Below are 24550 nucleotides of genomic sequence, written 5' to 3'. Positions count from 1 at the left end.
CCCTGCCCAGTTGGGCAGGGGCTCATTTCATTTTGCGCGGCCAATTAGGTCGGTCACTTGCTTCGGCGTGTTGCCGAGTGTGAAGTTTGCCACAACAGCGTCAATTCGCGACTCCCAGTTAGGCACATCGCTGAATTGCACGGCTAATTGCCCAGCCATATCGCCAAGAAATGCTCTCACGCGGTCAATGTGGATCATCTTGCCATTTCTCACGCATGCGATCGCGTAGTCGCGACTGAGCTTGCCGACAACTGCCGCTAGCTGCGCGATGATCGTCGGCGGCGCGCCTTCCGCCTTCGCCTTCGCAAGCTGGCTTCGCACCAATGCAATTTCATGCTTGATGTCGAGTGGGTCTAGGCTCGCCCAATCTACGGGACCAGTAACGCCGTAGGGGTTCTCTTCACTCGGAATTAGTTCCATCGCATCACCTGTAGTAGCTGATTGACACGGCAGCCGTGGTATCGGCAGGGCCGATGCGAACGCTGCCCAATTCAACTTGTAGCACGATGCTTTCCGGCGAGCAGAGCCGATGCGCTCCATTCTCCAGCGTGGCGTCTTCGCCAGCGCTGTGCCAAAGTAGGCAGTTTGCAGTCGGTTGAATCAGACAACAGCGAGCGCCAGCAGGGATGTTCGGCAGTGGCTGACTCTCAATCAGATTCTCAATCCGTTCGTGCCCTAAGCACTCGTATGTCGCTTGTTTGATTAGGTCCATCTATCGCACCAGAATATGAAGCTGATTGTCGGTGAAGTCGTTCCGCGCAACACAGTACAGAACGACGTGATGACCTTCTTTTTCCACGTTGAAGCGCATTCCGCCTGACGGGACGGGGAATCCCTCGACGCCAAGCCGGTTGCTGACGTACAAGTCAGACTCGCAATCAGGCGCGGGACGCAACCACACTTCGCGTGACGCCGTTAGCTCAATTCTCGTCGGCACGCTGCCGACGAGAATCGTAGTAGTCTCAAATCGCATAGATAAGCCTCCAGTACCACGGATTTTTCGTCGGCCGTGGCGGGGGTGGAAATACGGTGATAGACGGTGTGACAATCATCACGCCGTCGGGAGTGTAGCGAGGACGTTCAATCGGTCGGGGTACGTCGGGGACATAGCAGAGCCCCACGCCATCGCTGAGTAGCGCTTTGCGCTCCTCATCGGTAATAATGGCAGTGCTGCGAATAATCGCATCCTGCCGCCGGCAAAGCTCCGCGTAGAGCGGAGTGCCGGGAGCGGGGAACTGACTGATTTGCTGTTGCATCACGCCCCCGTTGGATAGCTGAAGGTCGCGTTGAGAGGGCCGGCGAAGCGCCGAGTGATCCGTCGAACGGCAAGATCAGCCTCGCCAAAGCGTGCCGTAAGTTGCTCTACCAGATACTTTTCAGGGGGATACCCGCTGATTGGCGTGTATCCGCTTGCGTAGCTCGCTTCAAGCAGGCGAATCGTGTTGCGGATCATCGCCTCTTCAGCATCAAACGGCAGACCGTTCATGTTATTCAAGATCATTGAATAGGGGTTCATTCACTCTCTCCAGTTAGGGATTGGGCAGTGCGCAATCGCGCCGCAGCTTCATTGCTGCGGTCGCATTGCTCTTTAAATTCAGTCATGGAGGCGCTCGCTTTCAGCGCAAGTTCGCTCGTCTTGGCGTCCTCGCGGCTCCAAACTTCAGATTCGATGGCGGACACCTTGGCCCAATAACCATCGAAGTCGCCGGATGCTTCGAGATAACCACGGGCATTGCTGGCGGCGGCTAAGAAGTCAGGGGCGATGGTGCGCAAGAATGCGTCGCTATGCTCCACCGCGTTTTTATAGGCGGGGTCTGAACGGCGAGTTTCAGCAACGGCTTCACGCTGGAGGCGATCCGCATTGTCGCGTTCCCACTGTGCTGCATGCCGCTCGAATCGCTTCAGCTGCGCGAAGTCGCGAGGCGTGGCGGCCGTCTTTTCCAGCTGCCGCCGTTGCCGCTCCCAAGGATTCGGCGATTGCGGTTCGCGGAACTTCTCCGCCGCTTCAGCTTTACCTTGCCTCTTGGCCTCTTGAGCTTCCGAGATTTGCTCGCTAGACAGTTTCCGTAGCGGCTCAGTCACCTTCGCAGGCTGCGAACGATTCTGAGCTTGATAACGCTGAACTCGTTCAGCGCTGCTTAACCAGCGGCCATCGGTGCCGCGCGCATAGTCAGTCATTTGGGTTCTCCGTGGTTTGATCGCTTGCCGGCACTCGCGGCACGCGACTTAAATGTTCAAGAACTAGTCGCAGGATGGCAGGAGTGCTGTCACTGCTGATTGTTTCAAAGCGCCCGTCGCCGCGACGCAGGAGGATTCTCCCGTCGTCGGTATGACGAGCTTCAACGATATCGGGCATCAAGATGCCCCAGCGTTTGCAGTGAGTCGCAAGCCAATGACTAGCGTCTCGCGCGTCGTGGTAATCGTAGTAGCGAACTTTCAGTTGCTGCCGCTGCTCGCCGGGCTGCATTGCCCAGAATGGTTTTGGTGTCATTTGAAGAGGTGAGGTGCGTTCTTCCTTAGCGATTCAACAGCCGCTTCAAGGTTTCCCGATCCTTTGACGGTATGTTTCAGAATGGTTGCGGCTTTGATCGCGTCGCGAAAACCTAACGCCGCGCAGTGGCGAATTAGCTGATTGGTACTCATTGTTGTCCTATGGAAAATGCGAGCGCGGTGATACCCGCCACCGCGCCCGCGTAACGCTCACCCCGTGGAGGGGCGGGGAGCGAGACGACGAGGGAATTCGCAAGAGCCCCGCCGTCTAATCGGTGATGCCGAGCTTTGCCATCTGGCGGCTCGATTCAAGTAAAAACTCAACTGGCATTCCCGGCCAGAGCTTCCTGATATCTTCGGCTACGTCCTCGGCTGGCCAGAGGTCAGTCGGGTCGCCCCAGTGATAGAGGTCGGCCGCCACGTCATAGACAGGCAACGGCGTCTGCGACGCCTCGTAGCGATGGCGAGCTTCTGCGATCTCTTTCGTGCTAGCAAACTCGTGGAGTTCGGTTGCTTTCGGGAAGTGGAGGAAGCCGTCAGCATCGCGAATCGCGAACTGATTGCCGTTTTCGGTCCAGACTAGGCGGTTCACGCAACCCTCCGCAGCTTGATGATGTAACGTCTATCCACTTGCCTTTTCGGGAATTTCACGATGATGCGATTCTCGCGAAGGTACGATGCGAAGCCACTGACTGCCGATTTGAGACCCGCGATGTTGCCCGGCGCGCCACCGACCGCATCGCGAAGCTCTTTCGCGCTTCCCTCCCAAGCGATACGGCTCGACATAAAATCCACAATCTTGTGAGCGAGCGGGTCAAGGTTTTCTTCCTGAATGCCTGCCTTCGCATCAGTCGCGATGACCGGCAACGCGAGCCGGCCTTGCGGCTCCGGCAGCGTCATGTTGAGCAGCGTGTGCATAATCGCCGGCCCTTCAGCCTTCAGCCGCTCCAACAGTTCAGGTTTGGGAACTTCGCTCGTCAGTGCCTTAACGTGGATTGCTACGAATCGAGTGTCGCCAATCGGAATACGACAAGCGCCACTATTGTTCGCCGTCTGAATCCAGTGGGTGTAGTTAGTGACGTGATAAACGTCGGTGTGCATCCGCCGCACCGCGAGCGTGAGGCCGGTTACGGCGTCTTTGATTCGCGGCAGCGTGTTCATGCCGCTAACGTCCTTCTCTTCAATTACGCAGAGAATTGCTCCGTCGATCTCGCCGTTGAAGTCACTGTTCAAGGCGCGGTCGGCTTTCACGACGCCACCCGTAACGAGAAGCGAGAATGCTTCCCACAAGATCGACTTGCCACAGTTCTCGTCGCCGAAAAGGAAAAGATAAGGTAGGCGACAGGCAGGATCGCGAAGAATGCACGCAAACCACGCGCGAAGGTAGTCGCCGCCGCTGCGAATGCCGATTACTTGAAGTTCCGGCGGCATCTTCAATGCTTCGCCGACGTGATCAATGATCGCATCCCAGCTAGTATGCGGCCCACAGCTAGGCTGATAGACGTACTGCGGTGCCCCGATATTCCACTGTCTATCGCCGGGGTATTCTCCAGCAAACGGGATGCAGACCCGTTGCCACGGGATGAGGTGACATTCACCAATCAGGCAATCAGCTTCGCTTTTGCCCACCCCAAGTTTGGCTCGAATCACACGCCCGGCCGTCGTGTCGCTGCTACGAGTGAACCCGCCGCCCTTCTTCTTATGGTAGGTGCCGTCGGGTTGCTGGATTGCACCGTCGCCGTACACAACCACGCGAATAAAATCGAGATCGGTCGGTTCAGAGTCGAACGGAAGAACGAGCGTCCAGTATCCTTTGCGCTCAGTCTGCGACCATTGGCAATCGTCGCCGGGTTTTGCAATGACCTGCACAACGAGGCTGTTTGCGCGGAGCATTACCACGCCGGGACGGTCAGCAAGGCAGGTCGGAATCGTGGTGAGGTAGCCAGTAGCGGTAAACTTCGTGACGGGGGCGAACTCGTAACCCTTGAGGGTCACGACTCCACCTGCCTTGCGACAGATGGAATGAAAATCATCTTGCATTGGGCCGTTCATTTGGGCCGTGAGAAAAGGAAATGGGTAGTGCGCCCGGCCCGAACGCACTACCCAGAATGCCGTCGCGGATCAGGCGCGGCTGACTTGCAGTTTGGCTTTCGCCAGTTCGATACTGGCTTCGTTTATCGAGCGGCCTTGGCTGCGCAGTGCTGCGGCAGCGTCAATGCGGCTTACATTGGCAATCATGCGTCCGTCGTGGGCAACGGACCACTGCCGGCCGCGCGGAGCTTCGGGATGATAAGTGACGGTCATGTTTTGTTCCTTGGTTCACACATAGGGAGAGATATCCCTACACTTCACAGTTCCACCAAAAAGGGTTGGATTTTCAGAGCTTCTCACAATTTTCTAAAACTCTTGCTCGCCGCGTTGGCTCGCTGCTGCGGTTACGGGAGAGGGAGATATCCCGACACTTCACAGTTCAGGCAGCACGGTTCCATTTTTCACAGATTCTCGGATTTTCGCCAAACCCAATACACCACCCGACCACTGTGAGTTAACGCACGTCGCGCGTTAACTCATGCAGAATGAAAACTGCGCGCGAAATACCCTATAAAATACGGGGTCTCGCGGGTTTTGCAGTTTTTACATCTTTATTTGACCTAATGGGTAATATTGAAATCGTGAGTAGTGAAGATGTAATACGGGCTACAACTGCTTTTTCGACTGCGAAAACTGTAAAACCCGCGAGACCCCGTGATTTGCAGGCTATTTCGCGCGCAGTTTTCCTTTTAGGCGAGTTAAGGCACGGCGCGCCTTAACTAACATCCGACGCATGGTATTTCACTAACGCGGCATATCGGACACTTACATCCGGCCCGTAGTAAAACCGGCCTCTCCAGACACCTATCGTCGCTCGGCGCTCGCCTACGGGCCTCACAGAGCCCCACAAAGCAAATCTACACGCTCTCTGCCCTACGGTTGATGCTAAAGTTCAGATGGCCTTTTGCGCGGCCGGCCGGTCGGCCCGCCGTGGCTCACGACGCGAAAACCCGCTGCAATCAGCGCCTGCCGCCGCGATCGCGCCAACCAACGGGCCGCGTCAGCTCGCATCCAGCACGATGGCAGGCCATCCCAGCTGAGCGACGGCGTCAGCCCTGTCGCTGCAAGCTCGCCGAGCCATCGCACCACGTCGGACTGAGCGTGAACACGCGGCATTAGCCACGGAGTCGGTCCACTGCCGCAGCCAACATATCGCACTTGCTCATCTCGCGGGTCTACCAGTTCGTAGCAGCGGTAGCCAGCGAGCGGCCCCCTGAAATTCGACATAACTAGACCTGTGAATCTGGTATTTCTTGGCGTTACATCGCTTAAACCGACGTTTATGCGATGTAAAATTGAGTAGAAAAGGGGAACTTCGGATGAAACTCGTCGCCTACTATCGCGTCAGCACGAAACGACAAGGCACTTCCGGCCTTGGCCTGGAAGCTCAGCAGGCCGCCGTGGAGGCGTTCGCCATCACTGGCAAGATCGTCGCCAACTTCACTGAGGTGGAAACTGGCAAACGCTGCGATCGGCCAGAGCTTGCTCGCGCTATGGCTGCATGCCGCCGTCACGGTGCGACGTTAGTGATTGCCAAGCTTGACCGGCTCGCTCGCAATGTCCACTTCGTTTCCGGGCTCATGGAGGCGCGCATACCCTTCGTTTGCTGCGACAATCCCAATGCCACGCCCCTTACGATTCATATTCTCGCCGCTGTCGCTGAAGATGAGGCAAAGCGAATCAGTGAGCGAACGAAAGCCGCCCTTGCCGCCGCAAAGGCACGTGGAACTGCGCTCGGCAGCGCTGCCAATCTCACTAAGGCAGCACGGCGCAAAGGCACCGCCGCCAACGTGGAAGCTGCTCACCTGTACGCAAGCCGTGCCCTGCCCCTTGCTTGCAAGTTGCGTGCTGCTGGGGAATCGTTGGCTGTGATTGCCGATCGGTTAACCGATGGCGGCATCCTCACCCGCACCGGCAAGGCGTGGAGTGCTACAGCGGTGATGCGTTTGCTCGCGTGCTAGGCGGGAGGGGTCAAAGTTCGATCTTGCAACCGGCCGTTGCGGGCGCGCCGTTCGCTGCCCTTTCGACCATGTTGACGTGCGCAAAATCTGAGCGGCGCGGTACGCGCAAACGGAGGAAGATTTCGAGCAGTGGACATTGAATCAACTTATCGCCGCGACCTGAAACTCACCGGTGACCCTAGTGCCGCCGCCTCGCTCGTCCTCGCAGAGGCGATGTTGGGCCACGCCCCGAAACCGGAGCCCCACCTGCAACCGCAAGCCCGCATCACGGTTGCGGAGGCGTCGAAGATGTTTAACATCCCGAAGCGGACGATCCAGTCGGCGTGTCGCACTGGTCGACTGAATCACGTCCGCACTGGTCGTATCATCAGGCTGAAGCCGGCAGACCTTGAGCTGTTTCTGTCGGGAGTGGAAATGCAATCTGGGTGGCGACTTGGGTCATGAAGTCACAAGCCACCAACAATAAAACGACCCTCGGCAGGAAACTGCCGAGGGTCTTTCACGATAGGCGAAGATACATTTCTACCGCGATATCGCATTGTGCTTGGGCAAGGTGACTTGTCAAGCCGTAGGACTACCGGACGCCGCGAGACTGCCACATGTAGTAACCCATGTAAAGGCACACTATTGCCCAGTACCACACGAAGGCGGGAATCGGGATCGCCAGCCACGGGAGCCACCCGTTCTTGACTCGTCCTGTGAGGACAGCAATTCCAACTGTCGCAATCGCGAGGATTACTGCGAGGATACGAAAAACGTCGTGAGCGCCCATACGCATTAAGCCTCGCCGCAACGCCAGATAATGAAGAGGCCCACGGCAGAAACCCGCCGAGGGCCAGGAGCGGCAGGCGAAGTTACATTTCTACCGCTGTCGTCGCATCAGAAACGGCAAGCCTAGCATGCTGAGCATCAGGGCGGATGGCTCTGGGACGTTACTGGAGGTTGGCGTCGCCGAGCTATTTCCAAACTCTCGCTGCCATGCGAGGAAATCTGCACCGTCTGTCACGCCGTCACCGTTGGCATCGGAGTCGTCGTTGATGCCAAAGTCACCCTTCCATTGCGCGAGGTCGTCGCCGTCGACTGTTCCGTCGCCAGTGAAATCTGCTGTTATCGAGGGTCCGGCTGCTGACTTAGCCCACCATGCTACAGCATAGTTTTGGCTACTGCCCAGTGCCGCTTCCTCATCGTGCTGGTCAACCCAAAACTGCCAAAAGCCGGTGTATGGCACTTGGAAAAAAATGTGGTCTACGGTCCCTTCGGTTGAAATCGACGCCGCTTCGGCTAAGCCAGCGGATGTCGCGGACGCCGGGAGGAAATACAAGTCAAGGTCGTTGATCACAGAGTCGTCTGGAGGATCGCCATCACTATCGTATCTCTCGAATGTCTCACCGCTATCGAATCGATTATTGCTATTCGTATCGTTCAACTCAACGTGACGGTCCCAAGCGACAGTGATTGATACAAAACTGCCGCCAAGTAATTCCTCGCTGAAACGATACCGGTTATTGTCGCCCTCGCCGGTTGTTGTTCCGTAGTCCCACCCGATTAGGGGTACGTCGCCATCTTCGTAGTTCTGCTCCCCGCTTCGAAACTGCGTGAGTGCTCGGCTGGCGTTCAAATGCCCAGTTCCCATTTGCTCGTCAAGTGGAACAAATTGACCTGACCCAAGGTCTCCGTCGCCGTAAGCGTCTGAGTCAAACCAAGTGGAGACGCCATCTTGCTTCACCACCGTGCGTTCCATGCCGAGCAAACCGCCCACGGGAATATCAACGCCATTAATTTCGTCAATGCTTCCATCTTCTATCTTGTCTGCGGAATTCATTAGCACGGCCTTCATCACTTCGTGGCGACGCGCATTTCCGCTCACGTTCCATTGCGCCGATGGGGCGTTGGCAATCCGTTCGTTTGCATACTCTTGCAAAAGTGCCACAGTGCCAGTGACATGTGGCGCGGCGAAGCTAGTCCCGCTGGGCCGAGCATGAACGTTGCCAAGTCCAGTAACTTGTATCATTTCTCCGGGAGCGATCAACGAAATTGACGTTCGAAACCCGGCAGCATCCTCGTCGTAAGTATTAACGCTGGAAACTCGGCGAAATACATTTCCGACCCTTGATGATCGGCCGATCGTCATGCCATTAAAATTATCCTTAGGAATCGGAAGACTCTGTCCTTGATTTCCTAACACAACGTACAGAATGTCGTGTTCTGATGCGGACCAATCGATAAACTGCGTAAACAACGAGTTTCCATCGAATATGTTTCCATCCACTACTTGTTCGCCGAAGCTGATGTTGACCGCTCGAATTTCTCCTATGTCTGCAATGTGTTGGGCGCTTACGGCCGCCTCGGTCTGCGCTGGATTTACAGGCTCACTAGTTGCAGAAGCGTACAACTGAGCACCAGGGGAGACGCCGATCGGCGTATCTCCATCCATGTCAGGGTCAGTGTTGTCAGTTGAGATCATCACGCTCGCCACCTGCGTCGCGTGACCATTCTGACCGAGAATGTCCTCATCAGGGACAGGGGAACCGTCTAGCTTGAAAACGGCAGCTGGACTGACAGATGAGTTTATGTAGCCTGCACTATCCACGCCTGATTTAGCCGGCCTTGAATCCTCAACTTGGCCGATCTTCACACCCGCGCCTGTGAGTGGTTGGTTGTTGGCACCCAGCAACCCCGTGGAGTTGATTCCGTTCGGACCGGTCGAGTCAGTGCTGGCACTCGCGACTTGCGCAAGTATGACACTCGCAGTTAATGCGAAGGACAAATGGAATTTATACATCGCTTCGATACTCCTTTTGGCGATGTCATTTCGTTTGTCATTCAACGACAAAGTTGAATGACCCACTCACGACATTGGGAGGAACTTTGCTAGTGGCATTCTGGCCGCTGGCGGTGGCTGGAATAAAAGCCACGTGATACTTTTCCGGCGACAATTTCCCAAATGGAATGATCGCAAACTGTGGTGACGTATTGCCTGATTTGTGCGGAATGCCGATGTAATGAACGGTCAGCCGGGTCCCTTTTCGAGTCGCGCCCTTAATATGAAAGTCTTGGCCACACTCGCGCGAGAAGAACACGACGTTAATCTCATCGTTGGAGGAGAATCGATAGCGAGGTTTTTCAGAGCCATCCAAGACACTTCTGGCTGTCCTCAACTCATCAACCCCCGCGCCATTGAGAATGAACCCGCGACTTGACTTGCTTGTGGCAGGGGTGCCTTCGGAGAGAGCTGCTAAAATATCGTCCACAGCTGTAGGAGACTTATTGGGCTCGCCATTGCAGAATCCCCTAGTGCCGGGCATCTGGTACGCCCAGACCGATTTCAGCGGAATCTCCTCCGCCACGCATGGCACTGCGACAAGTCCGATAATCGCAGCCAATAGTATTCGTACCATTCGAGCCTCCGGTCTGGATTGTAGGGGAGCGTTTCGGAAACGCAATATACACGACCCATTTTGAAACGAATCGGTATTGCTGCACTGCCAGCACTGATCTTATCCGATGTGTACATTTTTCGCACAGCGCAGCAAATTGGCCCGGCAGCACTTGCTGCCGGGCCTTCGTTGTTATCGTAGCCGTTCAGTGCCCCTGCGGGATTCCCGATTGATGGCGCGAATCATTTCGCGGGCGTTCGTTACCCCGTCGCTGACGCCGTTCACGTTTACGTCGCCGATGTTGTAGTTGGTCACACTGCCGCCACTTTCACGGTATGTAGGCGTCTGACCGGCATTCATCGCAACCAACTGGCTGTAGAACTTCCGCGACGACTTGGCGTTCATCACGAACTCACCCGGCGAAAGCATCGCGGGGATCGTGTCGATGCCGCGAGCAGCACCGCCAGACGCCAAGTGCATCATGCCGCCGAATGCCTGGTTCGTCGGTGCAGCAGCACCGCCAGCAGCGGCTTGTGCCGTCGCCTTCGCGGCAGCAGCTGCGCGTTCCCAAGCAGTCGCAATCGCCTGCGCCGGAGACACTGCACCATTCATCGCTTGAGTAGCACCGCCGAATTGACCGGTCGGGTTGGCAGCCAGCACGGCATTAAGCAGGGACAGGCTATTTTGCAACTTCGGATCGACAACCGCCTGTGATTGGAGTGTCTTCAACTCCCTCAGTTTGGTGAGAGCAGCATCAAGCTGCTTGATGTCCTGACCAAATCCGAGTTTGCCAATTAAAGGATTCTCCCCCGCAAGGGCCGTCTTACCGAATTCATTCCGCTTGGCGATTACTTCATTTAATTGCTCGTCGGTGATGTTCGACGACTTCGCCAAATCCTGAAGTTGAGTCTTCAAAGCTTCCAGTTGCGTTTTCAGGCCGCCGGCGAAATCTCCCGTGACACCGTTACCTGTACCTCGAACCGAGTTCAACGCCTCGTTCACTTCATTGCGAACGGGTTCGAGCTGCTGCCCGGCGGTTGCGGCTGCCGCGAGCTTTTGACGCAATTCGGCTGCCTTCAAAACAGCTGACTCGGTTGCGGCGGTGAGTTTTCCCATTGTGTCAATCTGCTTACCACCAACGAGACCTTCCAATGCGGTCACGCCTACATCACTATCGAGCAAATTGGCAATCTGACCGGCCGAGAACGTTTTGTTCAAAAGATCGGCGGCCTTGCGGGTGTTCGCTACGATTTGTTGATCCGCAGCGTTTGCCGCTGCAATCTTGCTTTGCTGAAGGTCGGTGAATGCCTTAAGTTCCTTTGCGTTGGCATCTTCGAGCGCGTTCAGTCCCACGTTCCGTCTCGCGGTCGCTATCTGGTTGAGCTTGTCGCCGATGATCTCGCCCGCGCCTTGAGCGACGGGGACCAGGGCGAGAACGCCTAACGCTTTGCTCAATCCTACGGCCCCCAGCTTGGCTGCTGCCAACTGAGTGACCAAGAGGCCGATGTACGCAGCCAAGTTATCTACAACGGGAACGCTGAAACTGATTGCTTTCGTCAGATTCTCAGTCGCCTCCGTGGTATCTAAGAACTGTTTAGTAGCTTTCAGCAGAGCGCCTCCGACTTCGGTTACAAACGTGTTCTTAATCTCGTTGAATTCCTTGCGGACCCGTTCGCCATCGTTGGCGGTCGCTTCAAGGAACTTGTTGTGTGCGAAGTCCCGGCCGGCGGCGTCCATCTCGCGGATGTTCGCAGAGAGGGACGCTAGGTTGTCGCTGGTCAACGACGCAGCACCAGCTAAACCGCGAACGTTTGGGAAGAGCTTCGCCAATTGGGAAGTGCTGCCCCCGGTTGATTCACGCAGCTTTTCGAGCACGCCGACGAAGCCAAGGCTCTTCAATGCCGCTTCGCCGCTCTCGTATCCCATGTCGGTGAGAGTCTTTGCCATCGCCTCGCTTGGTTTCAGCAAGGCGGATACGATCGCACGGAGCTGAGTAATTGACTCACTCGTTCCGCTACCGCGCACGCTGATCGCCGACAGGCCGCCGAGCACTTCTTCAAGGCGGAGACCGGTTTCTTTGCTGATAGTGCCGAGCCGACCGAAGGCGTTCGACAACTCGCTGGCTTCGATGCGACCTAAGTCGATCGTCTTGAACATCAGCGACGCGATTTTGTCAGTATCGCTGGCGTTCAAGTTGAAGCTCTTGAGTGCACCAGAAAGCAAGTCGACAGAAGCCGACGCCTGACTGTTCGTTGCTTTGGAGAACTCTAAAGCCTTAACCAGGAACTCTTGCGACTCAGCGGCGTCGCCCACCTGGTTGCTGATCGTCTGATAGAGTGCAGCGCTCGTCTCAAGCAACGGTACGTTAAACTCGTTGCTCAGGTCGCGAACTGACTTCGCTAGCGAATCTGTCGATTGCTTGGAGTCGTCGATTGTCTGGATGAGTGAGATCGATTTTTGAAAGTCTGCCGCCTCGTTAGCAGTTGCTCTGAAGCTGTTGCGGACCGTACTGAGAGCGCGGACGATGGCTTGCGTGTAAACGACGCGCGAGAGGAGCGCCAGCGAGGTCGTCATGCGGACTGACGAGTTCTGCACGACGTTAGCTGTTTGCTGCGACTGCTTACCAATACGCACCATCGCATTGCCGATCTTCACGCTAGCCGACTGGCCGGTGATGCCGGCTTGATTCATGCTGGTCGCCAACTGTGCAGCAGCCGAAGCGGCAGCTTGCATATTTGCGCCGGGGTTCATGTTTCCCTGCGCGGCAGCAACAGCAGCGATAGCTCCGGCTGCCGATGAGCCATGCTTAGTTAGCTGAATGAACGCTGCGACAGTCTTACCGGCTGAAGCGTTGAACTGGCCGAAGTTGCTCGACGCGCGCTGCAAACGCTGCTGAAGCTGAACGAGTGCATTGTCCAGCTTCGTTAGCTCGGCAATAGCCTGCCCGGCATCGAAGCCGAGAACCTGTTTGATTTCTTCCATGTGGAATTCCTAGGTGGGATTGTGCGGCGAAACGCCGCGAAAAGATTCTGTCGGGCGCTGACAGGAGGTGTCGGGTTAGCCGAGTAGAAGACGCGCCGGCGCCTCATTTTGAGAATCCCTCTTCCCAAAACTTGGCGCCCATTTTGGCCACCGCATACTAGCAATGACGCCCGTACTCATTTCGATCAAGCAAGTCGCCGAGCTTCTATCGCTCTCCACGCGAACGATTCGGCGAGCGTGGTACAGCGGCGAACTCCCGCCGCCCATCAAGATTGGCCGCTCCGTGCGCTGGCGTCTTCTCGACATCGAAAACTACCAAGGCAACTACGATGGCAAGCATCTTTCGACGGACGGGCAAGGACGGGAAGCAAGCTGACAAGTACAGCATTCGCTATAAGGACAGTCGCGGTCGATGGCGAACTGTAGTCGGCTGCCCTGATCTTGAATCGACGCGGAAGCTTGCTCGTAAGCTCGAATCGGACGCCACGCTCCGCCAAAACGGCGTTGACGAAGTTGACTTGTCTGCGGAACTTCCGTTCACAGATTTTGAATCCGACTTGCGGGCGAGTGGCTGCGTCGCGTCGCACATTGAGCTGACCGTTGGCCAGATCAAGTCGACGTTCGCCGCCTGCGGCATCAAGGCTTTGCGTGACATGATGCGGCCGGAAGCTGCTACCAAGATTAACCACCACCTTGCAAACAAGAAGTGTGCCGCTAAACGCAAGGGCAAGGTTAAGCATAAAGAGCCGGAAAAGCTCACGACTATCTCGGCGCGAACGCGAAATGCCTACGTCACTTCAATTCGCCACTTTTGCAAATGGCTTGTCGACAGCGACCGCCTGCCTTACTGCAAACTTGGCAAGAATCTGCACAAGGTCGAGCAAGCGGACAAGCCGATCCGTCGCGCCGCAACTGATGCCGAGCTAGGCCGCATCCTGACTGCCGCACGGAAGGGTACGACGCTTGAGCGTCTTTCGGGTGAAGATCGGTATTGGTTGTATAGAGTCGCAGCAGCTACCGGCTTCCGCGCGCGAGAGCTTAGTTCGCTCACTCCGTCCTCATTCAAGCTTCGCGGCGCCATTCCGTATATCGTCTGCGACGAGACGAAAAACGGTGAACTCGCTGAGCAGCCCATCTGCCCTGCACTTGCCACCGAACTGGGCAAGTGGCTGCGGGGTAAGTCTAAGAATGAACCTATCTGGCCGGGGAAATGGTATCGCAAGGCAGCTGAAATGCTGCGGGCTGACTTGCTGGCCGCTGGAGTTCCTTATCGAGCCGATGGCCGGGCCTTGGATTTTCATGCCCTGCGAGCCACGTTCATTACCGGCCTTGCGCGGGCTGGCGTTCACCCTCGCACGGCTCAGATTCTCGCCCGTCATTCGACTGTCGAACTCACGATGCAGGTCTACACGCACCTGAATCTCGCGGAAGTCGCCTCTGCTTTACCGAAGGCGGTGTAGCCTGCGCACCAAATGCGCAAACGCGACCCGGCATTTGGAGTCATTTGGCGGCATCGCGTGTCACAAGCGGAGACACAACTAACCCTTGGAGAATTAAGGGTTTAGAAGCGGAGGGCAGGGGATTCGAACCCCCAACCCCTTTCGGGGCACCTGATTTCGAGTCAGGCTGCTGGCCAATTCGCTTACCCTCCAGCGTAGACCAGATAATTTAGCCGCGCCGCCGCAAACGGGCAATGACGACTCGCCCCCCTGCCCCGTCCGCCCGCGTTGCCGTGTCATTGCAACCCGATTTTCCCGTCAATTCTGCGACTCGCCAGCCTCTCACGACGGACTGGGGCGAGGCGTTTCCCACGGCGAAGTTGCTCGTCTCGCCCCCGCAAACTCCCCCGAGGCGCTCCCCCTTCCGCGCCCTGCGTCGCATTGCGCCGGCAGCGCCGGCTACGCCCAGTTCTAGCGGTTTCGCGCAGTATGCCTGGTACGCGCTGCAGCAGCAAAACCTTCGCCCGCCCCGCCACGGCACGCCGATAGCTGCAATATCCTGAAGCACCCCCTCTCACCTCCCCCGGCAGCTCCATGGCGAAGGAAAAAACTTACCGAATCGTCACGCGCGGTAAGAACGGCGAACTCCGCGCTCGTGACTACGAGCACCAGGACGCTGTCCTGCGGATGCACACTCAGATCGGCATCGACGACTGCAGCACCGACCTCACGCTACGCGGCATGCCGGTCTTCCGCGGCCTGATCGGCCCGATGCCTGAAGGCAAGGGAGTCGTTCGCTACGAGACGCCCGAGGTGTTCGAAACCCTCACGAAAGAATGGGGTGCCACGAGCAGCGGTCGCAAGTCGCGTCGCCGCGTCAGCGGGTGACGCCGGCAATGCTCAGCTGAGGAAGGGCGGCGGGACCTATCACTCATGCTGAGCAGCCTCAAGTGATGCTGAGCAACGCGAAGCATCGAGCCGGACGAGCAGCGAACCAATCCACTTAGCGAACCGGGTGACAATCGACGACGCTGACGGGACTGGGTGGTCCCTCACGACAAGTGGATGACGCGAACGCCGTCTCGGGAACGCCCCGAGCGGCGTTTTTTATTGGCCGCACGCTCGGCATCAATGCACACCCTTCCCAAAAATTAGACCTTGAGGTTCCCTCCCCCTTGAGGGGAGGGTTAGGGAGGGGGGCAGCAGCGTGCACTAGCGTTCAACCCCCTCCCCAGCCCTCCCCTCAAGGGGGAGGGAGCCAGAAGATAACGCAGAGGGCTAAGCTCGCAGTATGTGGAAGCTCTAACGCCCCTACCCTCCCTCACTCGCAACCCGCAACTCGCCGCTCGCAACTGACCACGGACAACTGACCACGGACCGGAGTTCCAATGCCCACCACCAACCGCCAAATCCTTCTCGCCTCCCGCCCCCACGGCGAGCCAACCCTCGACAACTTCCAGCTCGTCGAAACGCAACTCCCCTCCCCTGCCCCGGGCCAACTCCTCCTCCGCAGCCTCTACCTCTCGCTCGACCCCTACATGCGCGGCCGGATGAGCGAGGAGAAATCATACGCCTCGCCCGTCGAAGTCGGCGGCGTCATGGGCGGCCAGGCGATTGCTGTAGTCGTCGAATCAAATCACCCCGACCACCGCGTCGGCGAAATCGTCCTCGCCCCCATCGGCTGGCAAGAGTACGCCCTCAGCGACGGCGACGGCCTCCAAGAAATCGACCCCGCCCTCGGACCCGTCTCCTACGCCCTCGGCGTCCTCGGCATGCCCGGCCTCACCGCGTACACCGGCCTGCTCAACATCGGCCAACCGAAGCCGGGTGAAACGCTCGTCGTCGCCGCCGCGTCGGGCGCCGTCGGTTCGGTCGTCGGCCAAATCGCCAAACTGAAAGGCTGCCGCGTCATCGGCATCGCCGGCGGCGCCGAGAAGTGCCGCTACGTGAAGGAGGAGCTCGGCTTCGACGACTGCCTCGACCACCGCGCACCGAACCTCGCCGACCGCCTTCGCACGGCCTGCCCCGACGGCATCGACATCTATTTTGAAAACGTCGGCGGCGAAGTCTTCACCGCTGTCTTCCCGCTACTCAACAACTTCGCCCGCATCCCCGTCTGCGGCCTGATCGCCCACTACAACGCCACCGAAGCCCCCGCCGGCCCCGACCGCCTGCCGCAGTTGATGCACCAAGTCCTCGTGAAGCGCCTCACGTTCCGCGGCTACATCGTCAGCGACTTCGCGTCGCAGTACCCGCAGTTTTTAGAAGAAGTCGGCGGCTGGCTGCGCGAAGGGAAGGTGAAGTACAAGGAAGACGTCACCGAGGGCTTGGAAAACGCCCCACGCGAACTCATCGGCGTGCTGCGCGGGGAGAACTTTGGGAAGAAGATTGTGCGGGTGGGACGCTCGTAGGATCGATCGCCTTAGATCGCTGTGCGGCTCAGGAACCGCAAATCCCTTGATTGTTTTTGCGAGCGGATGTATACACAGGTTCACTGCTAGCTGGTGCGGCAAGGCGGCGTTACTTATAGTCTACAGCTAAGAGTTGCCTTGGTAGGAAGTGGAGCTGGGATCGATGGAGCAACGCCCAAAACTTCTTGATTTGTTCTGCGGCATTGGCGGGCTCTCCTTAGGGTTGGAGCGCGCAGGGTTCGATCCGCTTGGCGGCGTCGATTGTTGGGAGGATGCCGCAAAGACCTTCGAGCACAACCACGCGCCTCGGCAGTGCTTGCTTGGGGACGTTTCGAAGCTCCGGGCATCCGACATCGAAGAGTTCTTTGGCATCGGCCGCGAACAAATTGACGTCATGGCAGGTGGGCCTCCGTGCCAAGGATTCAGCACAGTCGGTAAACGCGATTCGAAAGATCCGCGGAACAAGCTTTGGGAGCACTATCTCAAGCTGGTTACCGAGATTCGACCGGCGTACGTCCTCATCGAAAACGTCGAAGGTTTGGTGGTGATGGATCGTGGAGGCGTTTGCGAACGAATCGTCGCGAACTTCGCCAAGATCGGTTACCGCGTGAACTGGAAGCTTCTGAGATCAGCAGACTACGGCGTTCCGCAGCTTCGTAAGCGCGTCATCTTCATCGCTACCCTTGATGGGCTTGCAGAACCGAGCTTTCCAGCGCGCACTGTCCCTGAGCATGTCTCAGTAGCCGACGCCATCTTTGATCTGCCTGCTTTGGCGTCCGGCGAAAGCGCAGTGCAATACGACAAATCTCCTTCGACGCGTTATCAGAAGGCTCGACGCGGGAAGGTGCGCATCCTGCGAAACCATCAGGCTGCCAATCATCCATCACACCTCGTTGAAGTGCTAAATCACATCCCAGACGGTGGGAATCGGAAGAGCATACCCGACCATCTGCAACCAAAAAGCGGTTTTCACAACAGCTACGCGCGACTGGCGAGCAATAAGCCGGCAGTGGCAGTCACCTCGAACATGCGAAAGCCGTCTTCCGCGCGTGCCACGCACCCGACTCAACCGCGAGGCCTCACCGTACGCGAAGGCTTGCGTTTGCAAACCTTTGATGATTCGTTTGAAGTCCTCGGTTCGCGGACTTCGCAATATTTGCAAGTGGGAAATGCCGTCCCGCCTTTGCTGGGAGAAGTTATCGGCCGCCAACTATTAGAAGCGTATCATGCCAACAGCCAACGCGCGCTGAGAGCAGCACGATCGCGACCAGCGGTCGAGATAAAAGTCGCCGTTCAGCGTCAGCTGACGTTGGAACTGGCGTAGCGTCTGGCGCTTCTCACTGCGGCAGATCAATCGAGTTCAAGAAGTCTCGAACGCGCGTGATCAGCGGCATACACTTCTCGATGTGGCATACGTAATAAGAGAATGCGTCGACGGCAGCGTCCTGTTTGAGCGGGTCCCAAATATCGACTCGCTCAATCAGCGTCTCGCGGTCAAGCGTCCGCAATCCAAGGTCTTCGATATGCAGGCGTGCTTCTTCTTCAAAAGATTCGGCGACGACAAGTCCCAACGCGTTGCGATGCGCAATCTGGCTGGCGAAGTTCGCAACGTCCGCTTGGTCATCCATGCGGTAATGCTTTACCTCGGCGGAAAGAATAAGTCGTTCGCCCTGCCACCCGTCAACATCTCCGACTCGTTGTAGCCGCTTGCTTCCTGCACCGGCTTTAGCAATGTCTAGGTGCAAGTGCGGCGCATCAGCGCGTAAACGATTCCTTGGAAAGCTGCGCCGCGCGGTTCGCCGCGTTGGGAAGTCATATCGAACTCTTGCAGGAGTCGAGAAAATCGCCGCCGTATCGGCGTCAGAGTCGCCGCGTCGATTTCGTGGCTCGGCAACGAGTCCAGCACGAAGTCAATGGCTTGTTGTTCGACGCGTTCAACGTCTTTCGGTTTTAGCTGCAGTAAAGCGTCCAGCCATCGCACGTAATCTTGCCAAGATTGCGTGGCGTGCGGCGCGGCGTTGGGGTAGTCAAACCGCTTGTGTGTAACGCGGAAAAGCGTTTCGACGTCGTTGTAGAACGGTCGAATGCTGAGCGTCGAAGCGCGTTCGCCTGCTGTGCCTCGCAAAACAATTAGCGTGTTAGCTCGTCCACCTCGCTGACTCGTTGTTTGTACGGGAAAATCTTTCTTAAAAGCTTCGAAGTTCGCATATTTCTTTCCCAGAACGTCTAGCTCTTTGAAAAAGCGAATGAAGGCGACGAGGACGCCTGGAGCAAAGCGACGCCGGTTCGACGTAAACTCCGTCTTCATGTCATCGACGAGCTCTGCCGGCTTCATGTTCAAAGGCCTTCGACGAGAGTTGATAGCTTCACGCCCAGGCTGTGAGCGATCAGCTTCATGTTCCGCAGAGACACGTTTCGCTTGCCACGCTCGATACCGCTGATATAGGTGCGATCTAAACCGCAGGCAGTGGCAAAGCCTTCTTGGGAAAGGCCCTTTGCCTGTCGCAACTCGCGAACGCGGTCGCCAAAGACGCTCAGAATGTCGGGTACTTTCTTCACACAGATAACCTAATAGAGGTAGCCCATGAGTCCACGGACTATGAGTCACATCGAGTGTGCTCAAATGTAGGTCACGGATCAGCGTCGAGCGGCACGCAGACGCATGGCCTGAAGTGGCCGGAAACGAGTGTGTGGCGGCCTAAGCCAGCGTGAAATCAGGCCGCTCAGCCACGTCGAACTGCGAATCACAAGGAACGCCACCGGCGTTCCATCATCCAGCCCGGGGTTGATCGCGCCAGCGATCTACCCCGGGAACACGGCGACCATCATTGCCAACCCTGCAGGGGTTGCAGCGCCTCAACGGCAACCGAACGATTCAACCCCTGCAGGGTTGGGGCGAACCGCGATGGCCAAACCCTGGGTAGATTGCCTCCGCAATTAACCCAGGGCTGGATGATTGAATCCCGCTGGGATTCGAAATGCCAAGGCGGCCACGACGGGTGGCATGTCGTCTCTCAGCGTCCGCATGCAGAAGCGGTCGCTGGCAAGTGCGTAGCGTGAAGCATGCCCGTGCCATTGAGAGAATGTGTCGCCTTATCGATCGTCGCTGCTTTGCTAGGGTGAATTACGGGCGTGTTTTGTTCACCGATGTAACGTTGAGTTGCAGATTTGGCGCCCCTCTGCTTGTCTAGAAAACTCTTGCCTGGCGATGCTGCTGGCATGGAGGCGGCTCGTGAACTAGACTCCGTTGCAGCGCATTCATGCGAGTTCGCAGCGCATAGATCCTCGATTCAGTCGCACTTCGGGTGGCTTCGCATCGCGTGAATCAAATTCAGCCAAGCAGAGAGTCTTGTTTAGTTCCCGTTCTTGAATAATGAGCGAAGTCCTGTGCGCATCGAGTGGGACATGAACATTAAACAACGGAGCTTTGAAGTTGCGGCATTCGCAATGGACGGCGGTTGCGAGGGGAGCGGCTTTTGGGATGAATCGCGGTTTTCGCCCGACTTAGTTTCGATTCTCTCTGATTTTCTATGCAAGCAGGGAGAAGCGTTCAGCTCTCCGCTGGAAGGCGGATTGCGGCATGTGTCGCTGCAATTTACGTCAGCGAGCAGCGCGGCCATTGCCTCCTTCTACGTCAATGAAAGCTTGGCCGCCTCGGCACTGCTCCTCCTAGGAGTGGATGTCGTCGCTGACAACAGCGTTATGGATACGTTCATTGCATCGGTAAGACGCAGTAGTATGTCGTTATTAGGAAGTCACTCAGTCGACGCCTTTGATGAGATACGCCATTTCTGCAATCGCCCCTTTCTGGCAGTCGTCGCGTGGGCCAGCGATGCAATCAACGACGAAGACTACGCTCTTGTCCAAGAACTGTGCTTGCATTTAGGAGCGGTCTTTCTTTTGAGATAGCGGCGGAATGCTAAACCACGCTCCACCCCGAAACGATTTGCTCAGGGTGAGCGACGCACATAAGCAATCGATCGCAAGAATGCGTCCCAGCAGGACGGCCGACGATAGCCCAGCAGTTCACAGGACGACGCATTGGTTTCCAGCCCCCAACGGGGGCGGCATGTTGTAGCCAGGGGCGTCAGCCCCTGGTTCGAAGCACCCAGGGAATCTAAAGCCCCGTGAGGGGCGGCACAATTCCCCACCGCGATGACGAATAGTGTCGCCCCTCACGGGGCTAAGCCATCTGTTCGGCCCAGAGACCAGGGGCTCGCGCCCCTGGCTACATCACTCGGCCCCTCCAGGGCCAACACAGCCAGCAATCCAGGCCGCCAGTCAATGCATCATCTCGTTGCCTGTTGGAGAATGGCCAAATCAACCATCAAAGTCCCGTAGGGACGGCTGAACCGCGGAGCGTGCAATTGTCCGTCCGGGGCACCGCTCCCGGCGAGGGAGCCACCACCCAGCAGTGAACTGCTGGGCTTTTTTCGAATCTCCCTCCGGGAGAAGATGCTACTCGCTCAAATATCGCTCTTGAGATTAAGAATAGCGAATAAGCCGACCATCCAGGGGTGGCAGAAAATAGGGCGCTGAAGCCCCCTCGCATCTTTGCTATGGTGAAATTGTCGAGGGAGACGCCGCGCCGACTAGAGGTTCGAGCGGGCCCCATGCCGTCACCACGCGTCGGCATGTTGCGCCCAGTTGTTGGTCGCCACGAGGATTCAGCATGTCGACGCTCGCGAGACGACATGCCACCCAGAGGAACCGTAACTAGGTCGCAGAAGTCCGCCGGCCAGCAACCGACTCGGCTCAAAACGAGAATCACCGCCTCACGAGCACCAATCATGACGCGACAAAAAGCATTCTGTCGCCAACCAACAATTCACAACCACAAGAGCCAAAGCAACTTACGAATTCTGTCGCCAAAAATCGCATCCGCGACAAAATGCCACTCGCGACAAAATCTCGATTTGCGACAGCGCTCGCCGCGACCAACAAACATCGCCGCCGCGCAACATCAGAAGCCACAATTAGAGCTGCAGCACCGCCCGCAAGCCCGCAACAACCGCCGTGTCGTACTGCGTTTCCGCCGGTTCGATGACTTGCAAATCAGTCGTCACGTTAAAGCAAGGCGCCAGCGACATGTTGTAGTAGAGTTCGACGCCGTTCACGTCGCGCAAATCAAACACCGGGCTGAGACTGTTCACAAAATCGTTGCTCAGCCCCGAATGAAAATAGCCGACGCCGATCGCGTCGTTCGGCCGCGACCGACTCAGCCCCTTCGTTTGAATCGCTGCGTTGCACGTCCACGCGAACGGGCTCGTCTCTTCCTCCGCGAGGCACCACTGCGTCAAGAAGCCGACGTTGCGGCCATCCTTTGCTCCGTCGGTCCACAACGTCTGCTCGCCGATGTAGATGAGCGAGTAGGCGCCGTGCTGCTTCACGGCCCCGACCCCCTGCCCTGGGATGATGACGAAGCTGAGCGGATCGTACGAGACGTATTCGCCCGTGGCCCAAATGCCGCCCGCCATGTGCGAACCAGGCAGCCCGCCAAACATGGTGTAGTAACGGTACGTCGCCATGATGTTGGCGCCGTTGTCGAACATGTCGTCGAAGCCGCTGGTGGTGGTGACGTCTTGATTGTCGAACGCCATCACCGCGAACGTCGGCCGGCCGTCGACGAACTTCGTGATGCCGGCCCCCATGAACGACAGCGGCACGACGCGCCCGACGCCCAGCGGGATGATCGCGCTCGCGTTCATGAACCCGTTCACGCCGCGGCCCGTCTGCGGGTAGAGGGCGTAGAACATGTCGAGCGCATTTACTTTGCCCGCGGAGACTTGCCAATCTTCCGAGAGGTATTGCGTGAGCGTGAGACCCGTGATCGCCGTGTCATGCTCGCCGGCGTTTGGGTAGAGCATCGCGACGTTCACCGGCGCCATGCCGACCGCTTCGGCGTTGACGTCTTGCCCGTAACGCGTTTCGACGTGCGTCGTCACGCCGAACCCCTCGACGCCGAGCAACTTGCCGCCGTCGAGGATGAGGTACTGATCGACCTTGCCGCCATATTCGAAGCCGCGATCGCGCCCGCCGCCGGCGACGCCCTGGTAGAACTGCGGCGTGATGATGTGGTAGACGACGCCCGAATCCGCCATCCGCTTCATGACGGCTTCCATCTCTTCCATGAGAGACGAGCCGCCGCCCTGCGCGCAGAGCGCGTACGGAGAGGGCGCAGCTTCGCGATAGTCGACGACGCTGGCGTTCTCGCTCGCCCACGAACGGCTGATTGCCGACACCTCGGCAGCGGCGGAGGTGGTCGCGACTTCGTCCGCGCGCCCGGCCGGGCCGATCGCCAGGCTCAGCGCCGCACACCATCCTCCCACGGCACGCTTGTGAAAGATCGACACCGCCCGTACTCCAGTGGATCGAAGACGATTTCTCCAACAGGCTCGATCGTCGCGAACCGCCGGCCGGATGAGCGTTTTGCAGCTTTTGCCGACGGGAGGGGTGGTAACGGTTACAGCGGGGCCGGCTGTCGTGGCCCGGCCTCAGCATTTACACTTCATACTGCTGCAGCCACTCCAGGGAACGAACGCAATCCAGTGCGAAAGATCACCAAAAGCTACGCCGATCCGCTCGACCTCGTCTGGACCTACGCCGCCGCTCAGATGGGAATCCAAGTCGTCCGCAGCGCCGAGGTGAACGCGTCGTGGAATGGCGCCGGCGTGCTCGCGATCGGCACCCCCGAGACGCTCGATCCCGACGATTCGCTCGCCCAGATGATTTTGCACGAGACCTGCCACGCCCTCTGCGAAGGGCCTGACTGTTTGAGCTTGCCCGACTGGGGACTCGACAATTTCAATCCAGCCAAACGGGTCCACGAACACGCCTGCCTGCGGTTGCAGGCGGCGCTCGCCGACCAGCATGGCCTCCGCGAGTTTTTTGCATCGACGACGATGTTCCGCGCGTACTATGATCGCCTGCCTGCCGACCCGCTCGCCGATGGCGACGACCCGGCAATCGACATGGCCCGCACCGCCTGGCAGCGCGCCCAAACGGGCCCCTGGTCCGCCCCCCTCCGCGAAGCCCTCGAACGCACCGCCCTCATCGCCCGCGCGCTCGAAGGCGCCACGACGCCCGAGTCGCTCTGGCACAGAGATTAAAAGACTAACCGATAAGGAACCAAGAGCGCGAAGGAAAGATGGAAGTAAGGACAGGCTGCGAATCTCGCGAATTAGCGCGAGCAATCCAAGGCAATTCGCTGTTAAGCATTGCCGCATTCTCTAGGCGTCGTTGGCAATTCAGTGTGAAGCAAAGAGAACGACGTCAGCAGACGGATTAAGCGTTTCCTAACCTCCGACCAAACATGCACTCCGCCGACTCCTTCAACCTGCAGCGTTTCCTCGACGCCCAAGAGCACGTCTACGCGCGGGCCTTGGCCGAGATCCGCGCCGGTCGTAAGGAGACGCATTGGATGTGGTTCATCTTCCCCCAACTCGACGGCCTCGGGTTCAGCCCAATGGCCGAGCGCTACGCGATCACGAATCTCGACGAAGCGCGGGCTTACCTCGCGCATCCGACGCTCAACACGCGGCTGATCGAAGTCGCCGAAGCAGCGCTCAGCGTGAACAGTTCATCTGCCCGTGCCGTGTTTGGGACGCCCGATGACCTCAAACTCCGATCGTGCGCGACGCTGTTCGCCGAGGCGTCGCCGCCGGGATCGGTTTTTGAGCGACTATTAGAGAAGTACTATCGAGGGGAGAAGGATGAGAAGACGTTGCGGTTGTTGAAGTTCGCTAGCGAGTAGTGTGGTCATCAATGGTGGCATGGCCTCGGCTGTACTCAGTCGTGGC

Annotated in this window: 23 protein-coding genes and 1 tRNA gene; 10 read left to right on the top strand and 14 right to left on the bottom strand. The window is 57.8% G+C overall.

Translation table 11 applies throughout. The features are described 5' to 3' along the window. Positions 1-27: 27 nt before the first annotated feature. From PLANPX_RS18310 to PLANPX_RS18285, 6 genes are all read right to left on the bottom strand, one after another. On the bottom strand, positions 28-540 hold the full coding sequence (locus PLANPX_RS18310; RefSeq protein WP_152100129.1) for a hypothetical protein: 513 nt from the start codon (positions 538-540) through the stop codon (positions 28-30). Between the two features lie 715 nt (positions 541-1255). Continuing rightward, a complete protein-coding gene (locus PLANPX_RS18305; RefSeq protein WP_152100128.1) occupies positions 1256-1516 on the bottom strand; it encodes a hypothetical protein in 261 nt (86 codons plus the stop codon). Beyond that, positions 1513-2178, bottom strand: a complete 666-nt coding sequence (locus PLANPX_RS18300) for a hypothetical protein (protein ID WP_152100127.1) — start codon at positions 2176-2178, stop codon at positions 1513-1515. Before PLANPX_RS18300 ends, PLANPX_RS18305 begins: the two co-directional genes overlap by 4 nt. A 580-nt stretch (positions 2179-2758) precedes the next feature. Next, a complete protein-coding gene (locus tag PLANPX_RS18295; protein ID WP_152100126.1) occupies positions 2759-3082 on the bottom strand; it encodes a hypothetical protein in 324 nt (107 codons plus the stop codon). Further along, positions 3079-4485, bottom strand: a complete 1407-nt coding sequence (locus PLANPX_RS18290; RefSeq protein WP_152100125.1) for a primase-helicase family protein — start codon at positions 4483-4485, stop codon at positions 3079-3081. The genes PLANPX_RS18295 and PLANPX_RS18290 overlap by 4 nt, the downstream gene beginning before the upstream one ends. A 126-nt stretch (positions 4486-4611) precedes the next feature. Beyond that, the gene (locus tag PLANPX_RS18285; RefSeq protein ID WP_152100124.1) at positions 4612-4794 is read right to left on the bottom strand and encodes a hypothetical protein; all 183 of its coding nucleotides are present in this window, start codon (positions 4792-4794) and stop codon (positions 4612-4614) included. Between the two features lie 1106 nt (positions 4795-5900). On the opposite strand from PLANPX_RS18285, the gene PLANPX_RS18280 reads away from it, so the two are divergent. Beyond that, complete coding sequence (locus PLANPX_RS18280) at positions 5901-6542, top strand: recombinase family protein (RefSeq protein ID WP_152100123.1); 642 nt, start codon at positions 5901-5903, stop codon at positions 6540-6542. A 129-nt stretch (positions 6543-6671) separates the two neighbouring features. Then, a complete protein-coding gene (locus PLANPX_RS18275; protein WP_152100122.1) occupies positions 6672-6986 on the top strand; it encodes a helix-turn-helix domain-containing protein in 315 nt (104 codons plus the stop codon). Positions 6987-7404: 418 nt separating this feature from the next. On the opposite strand, the gene PLANPX_RS18270 is transcribed toward PLANPX_RS18275, so the two are convergent. The 3 genes from PLANPX_RS18270 to PLANPX_RS18260 all read right to left on the bottom strand — a co-directional run bounded on the left by PLANPX_RS18270 (position 7405) and on the right by PLANPX_RS18260 (position 12901). Continuing rightward, entirely contained in the window at positions 7405-9324 is a 1920-nt protein-coding gene (locus tag PLANPX_RS18270; protein ID WP_172992155.1) for a S8 family serine peptidase, read from the bottom strand. Positions 9325-9361: 37 nt separating this feature from the next. Continuing rightward, the gene (locus PLANPX_RS18265; protein WP_152100120.1) at positions 9362-9940 is read right to left on the bottom strand and encodes a hypothetical protein; all 579 of its coding nucleotides are present in this window, start codon (positions 9938-9940) and stop codon (positions 9362-9364) included. 171 nt (positions 9941-10111) lie between these two features. Beyond that, positions 10112-12901 carry a phage tail tape measure protein gene (locus tag PLANPX_RS18260; RefSeq protein WP_152100119.1) on the bottom strand — a complete coding sequence of 930 codons (2790 nt, stop codon included), beginning with the start codon at positions 12899-12901 and terminating at the stop codon, positions 10112-10114. Between the two features lie 163 nt (positions 12902-13064). Here PLANPX_RS18260 and PLANPX_RS18255 point away from each other — a divergent pair, with 163 nt between their 5' ends. Next, positions 13065-13277 carry a helix-turn-helix transcriptional regulator gene (locus PLANPX_RS18255; RefSeq protein WP_152100118.1) on the top strand — a complete coding sequence of 71 codons (213 nt, stop codon included), beginning with the start codon at positions 13065-13067 and terminating at the stop codon, positions 13275-13277. Then, complete coding sequence (locus PLANPX_RS18250) at positions 13231-14361, top strand: tyrosine-type recombinase/integrase (protein ID WP_152100117.1); 1131 nt, start codon at positions 13231-13233, stop codon at positions 14359-14361. The genes PLANPX_RS18255 and PLANPX_RS18250 overlap by 47 nt, the downstream gene beginning before the upstream one ends. 108 nt (positions 14362-14469) lie before the next feature. Here the strand turns inward: PLANPX_RS18250 and PLANPX_RS18245 are convergent. Beyond that, positions 14470-14552: transfer RNA gene (locus PLANPX_RS18245), tRNA-Ser, on the bottom strand. A 382-nt stretch (positions 14553-14934) separates the two neighbouring features. On the opposite strand from PLANPX_RS18245, the gene PLANPX_RS18240 reads away from it, so the two are divergent. From PLANPX_RS18240 to PLANPX_RS18230, 3 genes are all read left to right on the top strand, one after another. Then, positions 14935-15228: a hypothetical protein gene (locus PLANPX_RS18240; RefSeq protein WP_152100116.1), complete on the top strand. Its 294-nt coding sequence runs from the start codon at positions 14935-14937 to the stop codon at positions 15226-15228. 500 nt (positions 15229-15728) lie between these two features. Continuing rightward, the gene (locus PLANPX_RS18235) at positions 15729-16751 is read left to right on the top strand and encodes an NADP-dependent oxidoreductase (protein ID WP_152100115.1); all 1023 of its coding nucleotides are present in this window, start codon (positions 15729-15731) and stop codon (positions 16749-16751) included. Positions 16752-16941: 190 nt separating this feature from the next. Continuing rightward, complete coding sequence (locus tag PLANPX_RS18230; RefSeq protein WP_198421761.1) at positions 16942-18075, top strand: DNA cytosine methyltransferase; 1134 nt, start codon at positions 16942-16944, stop codon at positions 18073-18075. A 13-nt stretch (positions 18076-18088) separates the two neighbouring features. Here PLANPX_RS18230 and PLANPX_RS18225 read toward each other — a convergent pair whose 3' ends face one another. From PLANPX_RS18225 to PLANPX_RS18215, 3 genes are read right to left on the bottom strand one after another with little or no spacing between them, the layout of a single operon-like run. Continuing rightward, positions 18089-18496, bottom strand: coding sequence for a hypothetical protein (locus PLANPX_RS18225; protein ID WP_152100113.1), 408 nt, complete (start codon positions 18494-18496; stop codon positions 18089-18091). Beyond that, positions 18487-19086, bottom strand: a complete 600-nt coding sequence (locus tag PLANPX_RS18220; protein ID WP_152100112.1) for a hypothetical protein — start codon at positions 19084-19086, stop codon at positions 18487-18489. Before PLANPX_RS18220 ends, PLANPX_RS18225 begins: the two co-directional genes overlap by 10 nt. A 2-nt stretch (positions 19087-19088) precedes the next feature. Then, positions 19089-19310 carry a helix-turn-helix domain-containing protein gene (locus PLANPX_RS18215; RefSeq protein ID WP_152100111.1) on the bottom strand — a complete coding sequence of 74 codons (222 nt, stop codon included), beginning with the start codon at positions 19308-19310 and terminating at the stop codon, positions 19089-19091. A gap of 846 nt (positions 19311-20156) precedes the next feature. On the opposite strand from PLANPX_RS18215, the gene PLANPX_RS18210 reads away from it, so the two are divergent. Continuing rightward, positions 20157-20660, top strand: coding sequence for a hypothetical protein (locus PLANPX_RS18210; protein WP_152100110.1), 504 nt, complete (start codon positions 20157-20159; stop codon positions 20658-20660). Positions 20661-21727: 1067 nt separating this feature from the next. Here the strand turns inward: PLANPX_RS18210 and PLANPX_RS18205 are convergent. Next, a complete protein-coding gene (locus tag PLANPX_RS18205) occupies positions 21728-23104 on the bottom strand; it encodes a carbohydrate porin (RefSeq protein ID WP_152100109.1) in 1377 nt (458 codons plus the stop codon). Positions 23105-23299: 195 nt separating this feature from the next. On the opposite strand from PLANPX_RS18205, the gene PLANPX_RS18200 reads away from it, so the two are divergent. Both PLANPX_RS18200 and PLANPX_RS18195 read left to right on the top strand, forming a co-directional pair. Continuing rightward, positions 23300-23860 carry a hypothetical protein gene (locus PLANPX_RS18200; RefSeq protein ID WP_152100108.1) on the top strand — a complete coding sequence of 187 codons (561 nt, stop codon included), beginning with the start codon at positions 23300-23302 and terminating at the stop codon, positions 23858-23860. Between the two features lie 203 nt (positions 23861-24063). Beyond that, positions 24064-24504 carry a DUF1810 domain-containing protein gene (locus PLANPX_RS18195; RefSeq protein WP_152100107.1) on the top strand — a complete coding sequence of 147 codons (441 nt, stop codon included), beginning with the start codon at positions 24064-24066 and terminating at the stop codon, positions 24502-24504. Positions 24505-24550: the final 46 nt, after the last annotated feature.

Source organism: Lacipirellula parvula, assembly GCF_009177095.1.
Lineage (GTDB): Bacteria > Planctomycetota > Planctomycetia > Pirellulales > Lacipirellulaceae > Lacipirellula > Lacipirellula parvula.
Note: the sequence above shows the minus strand (reverse complement) of the source record. Positions and strands in the feature narration are given on the sequence as shown.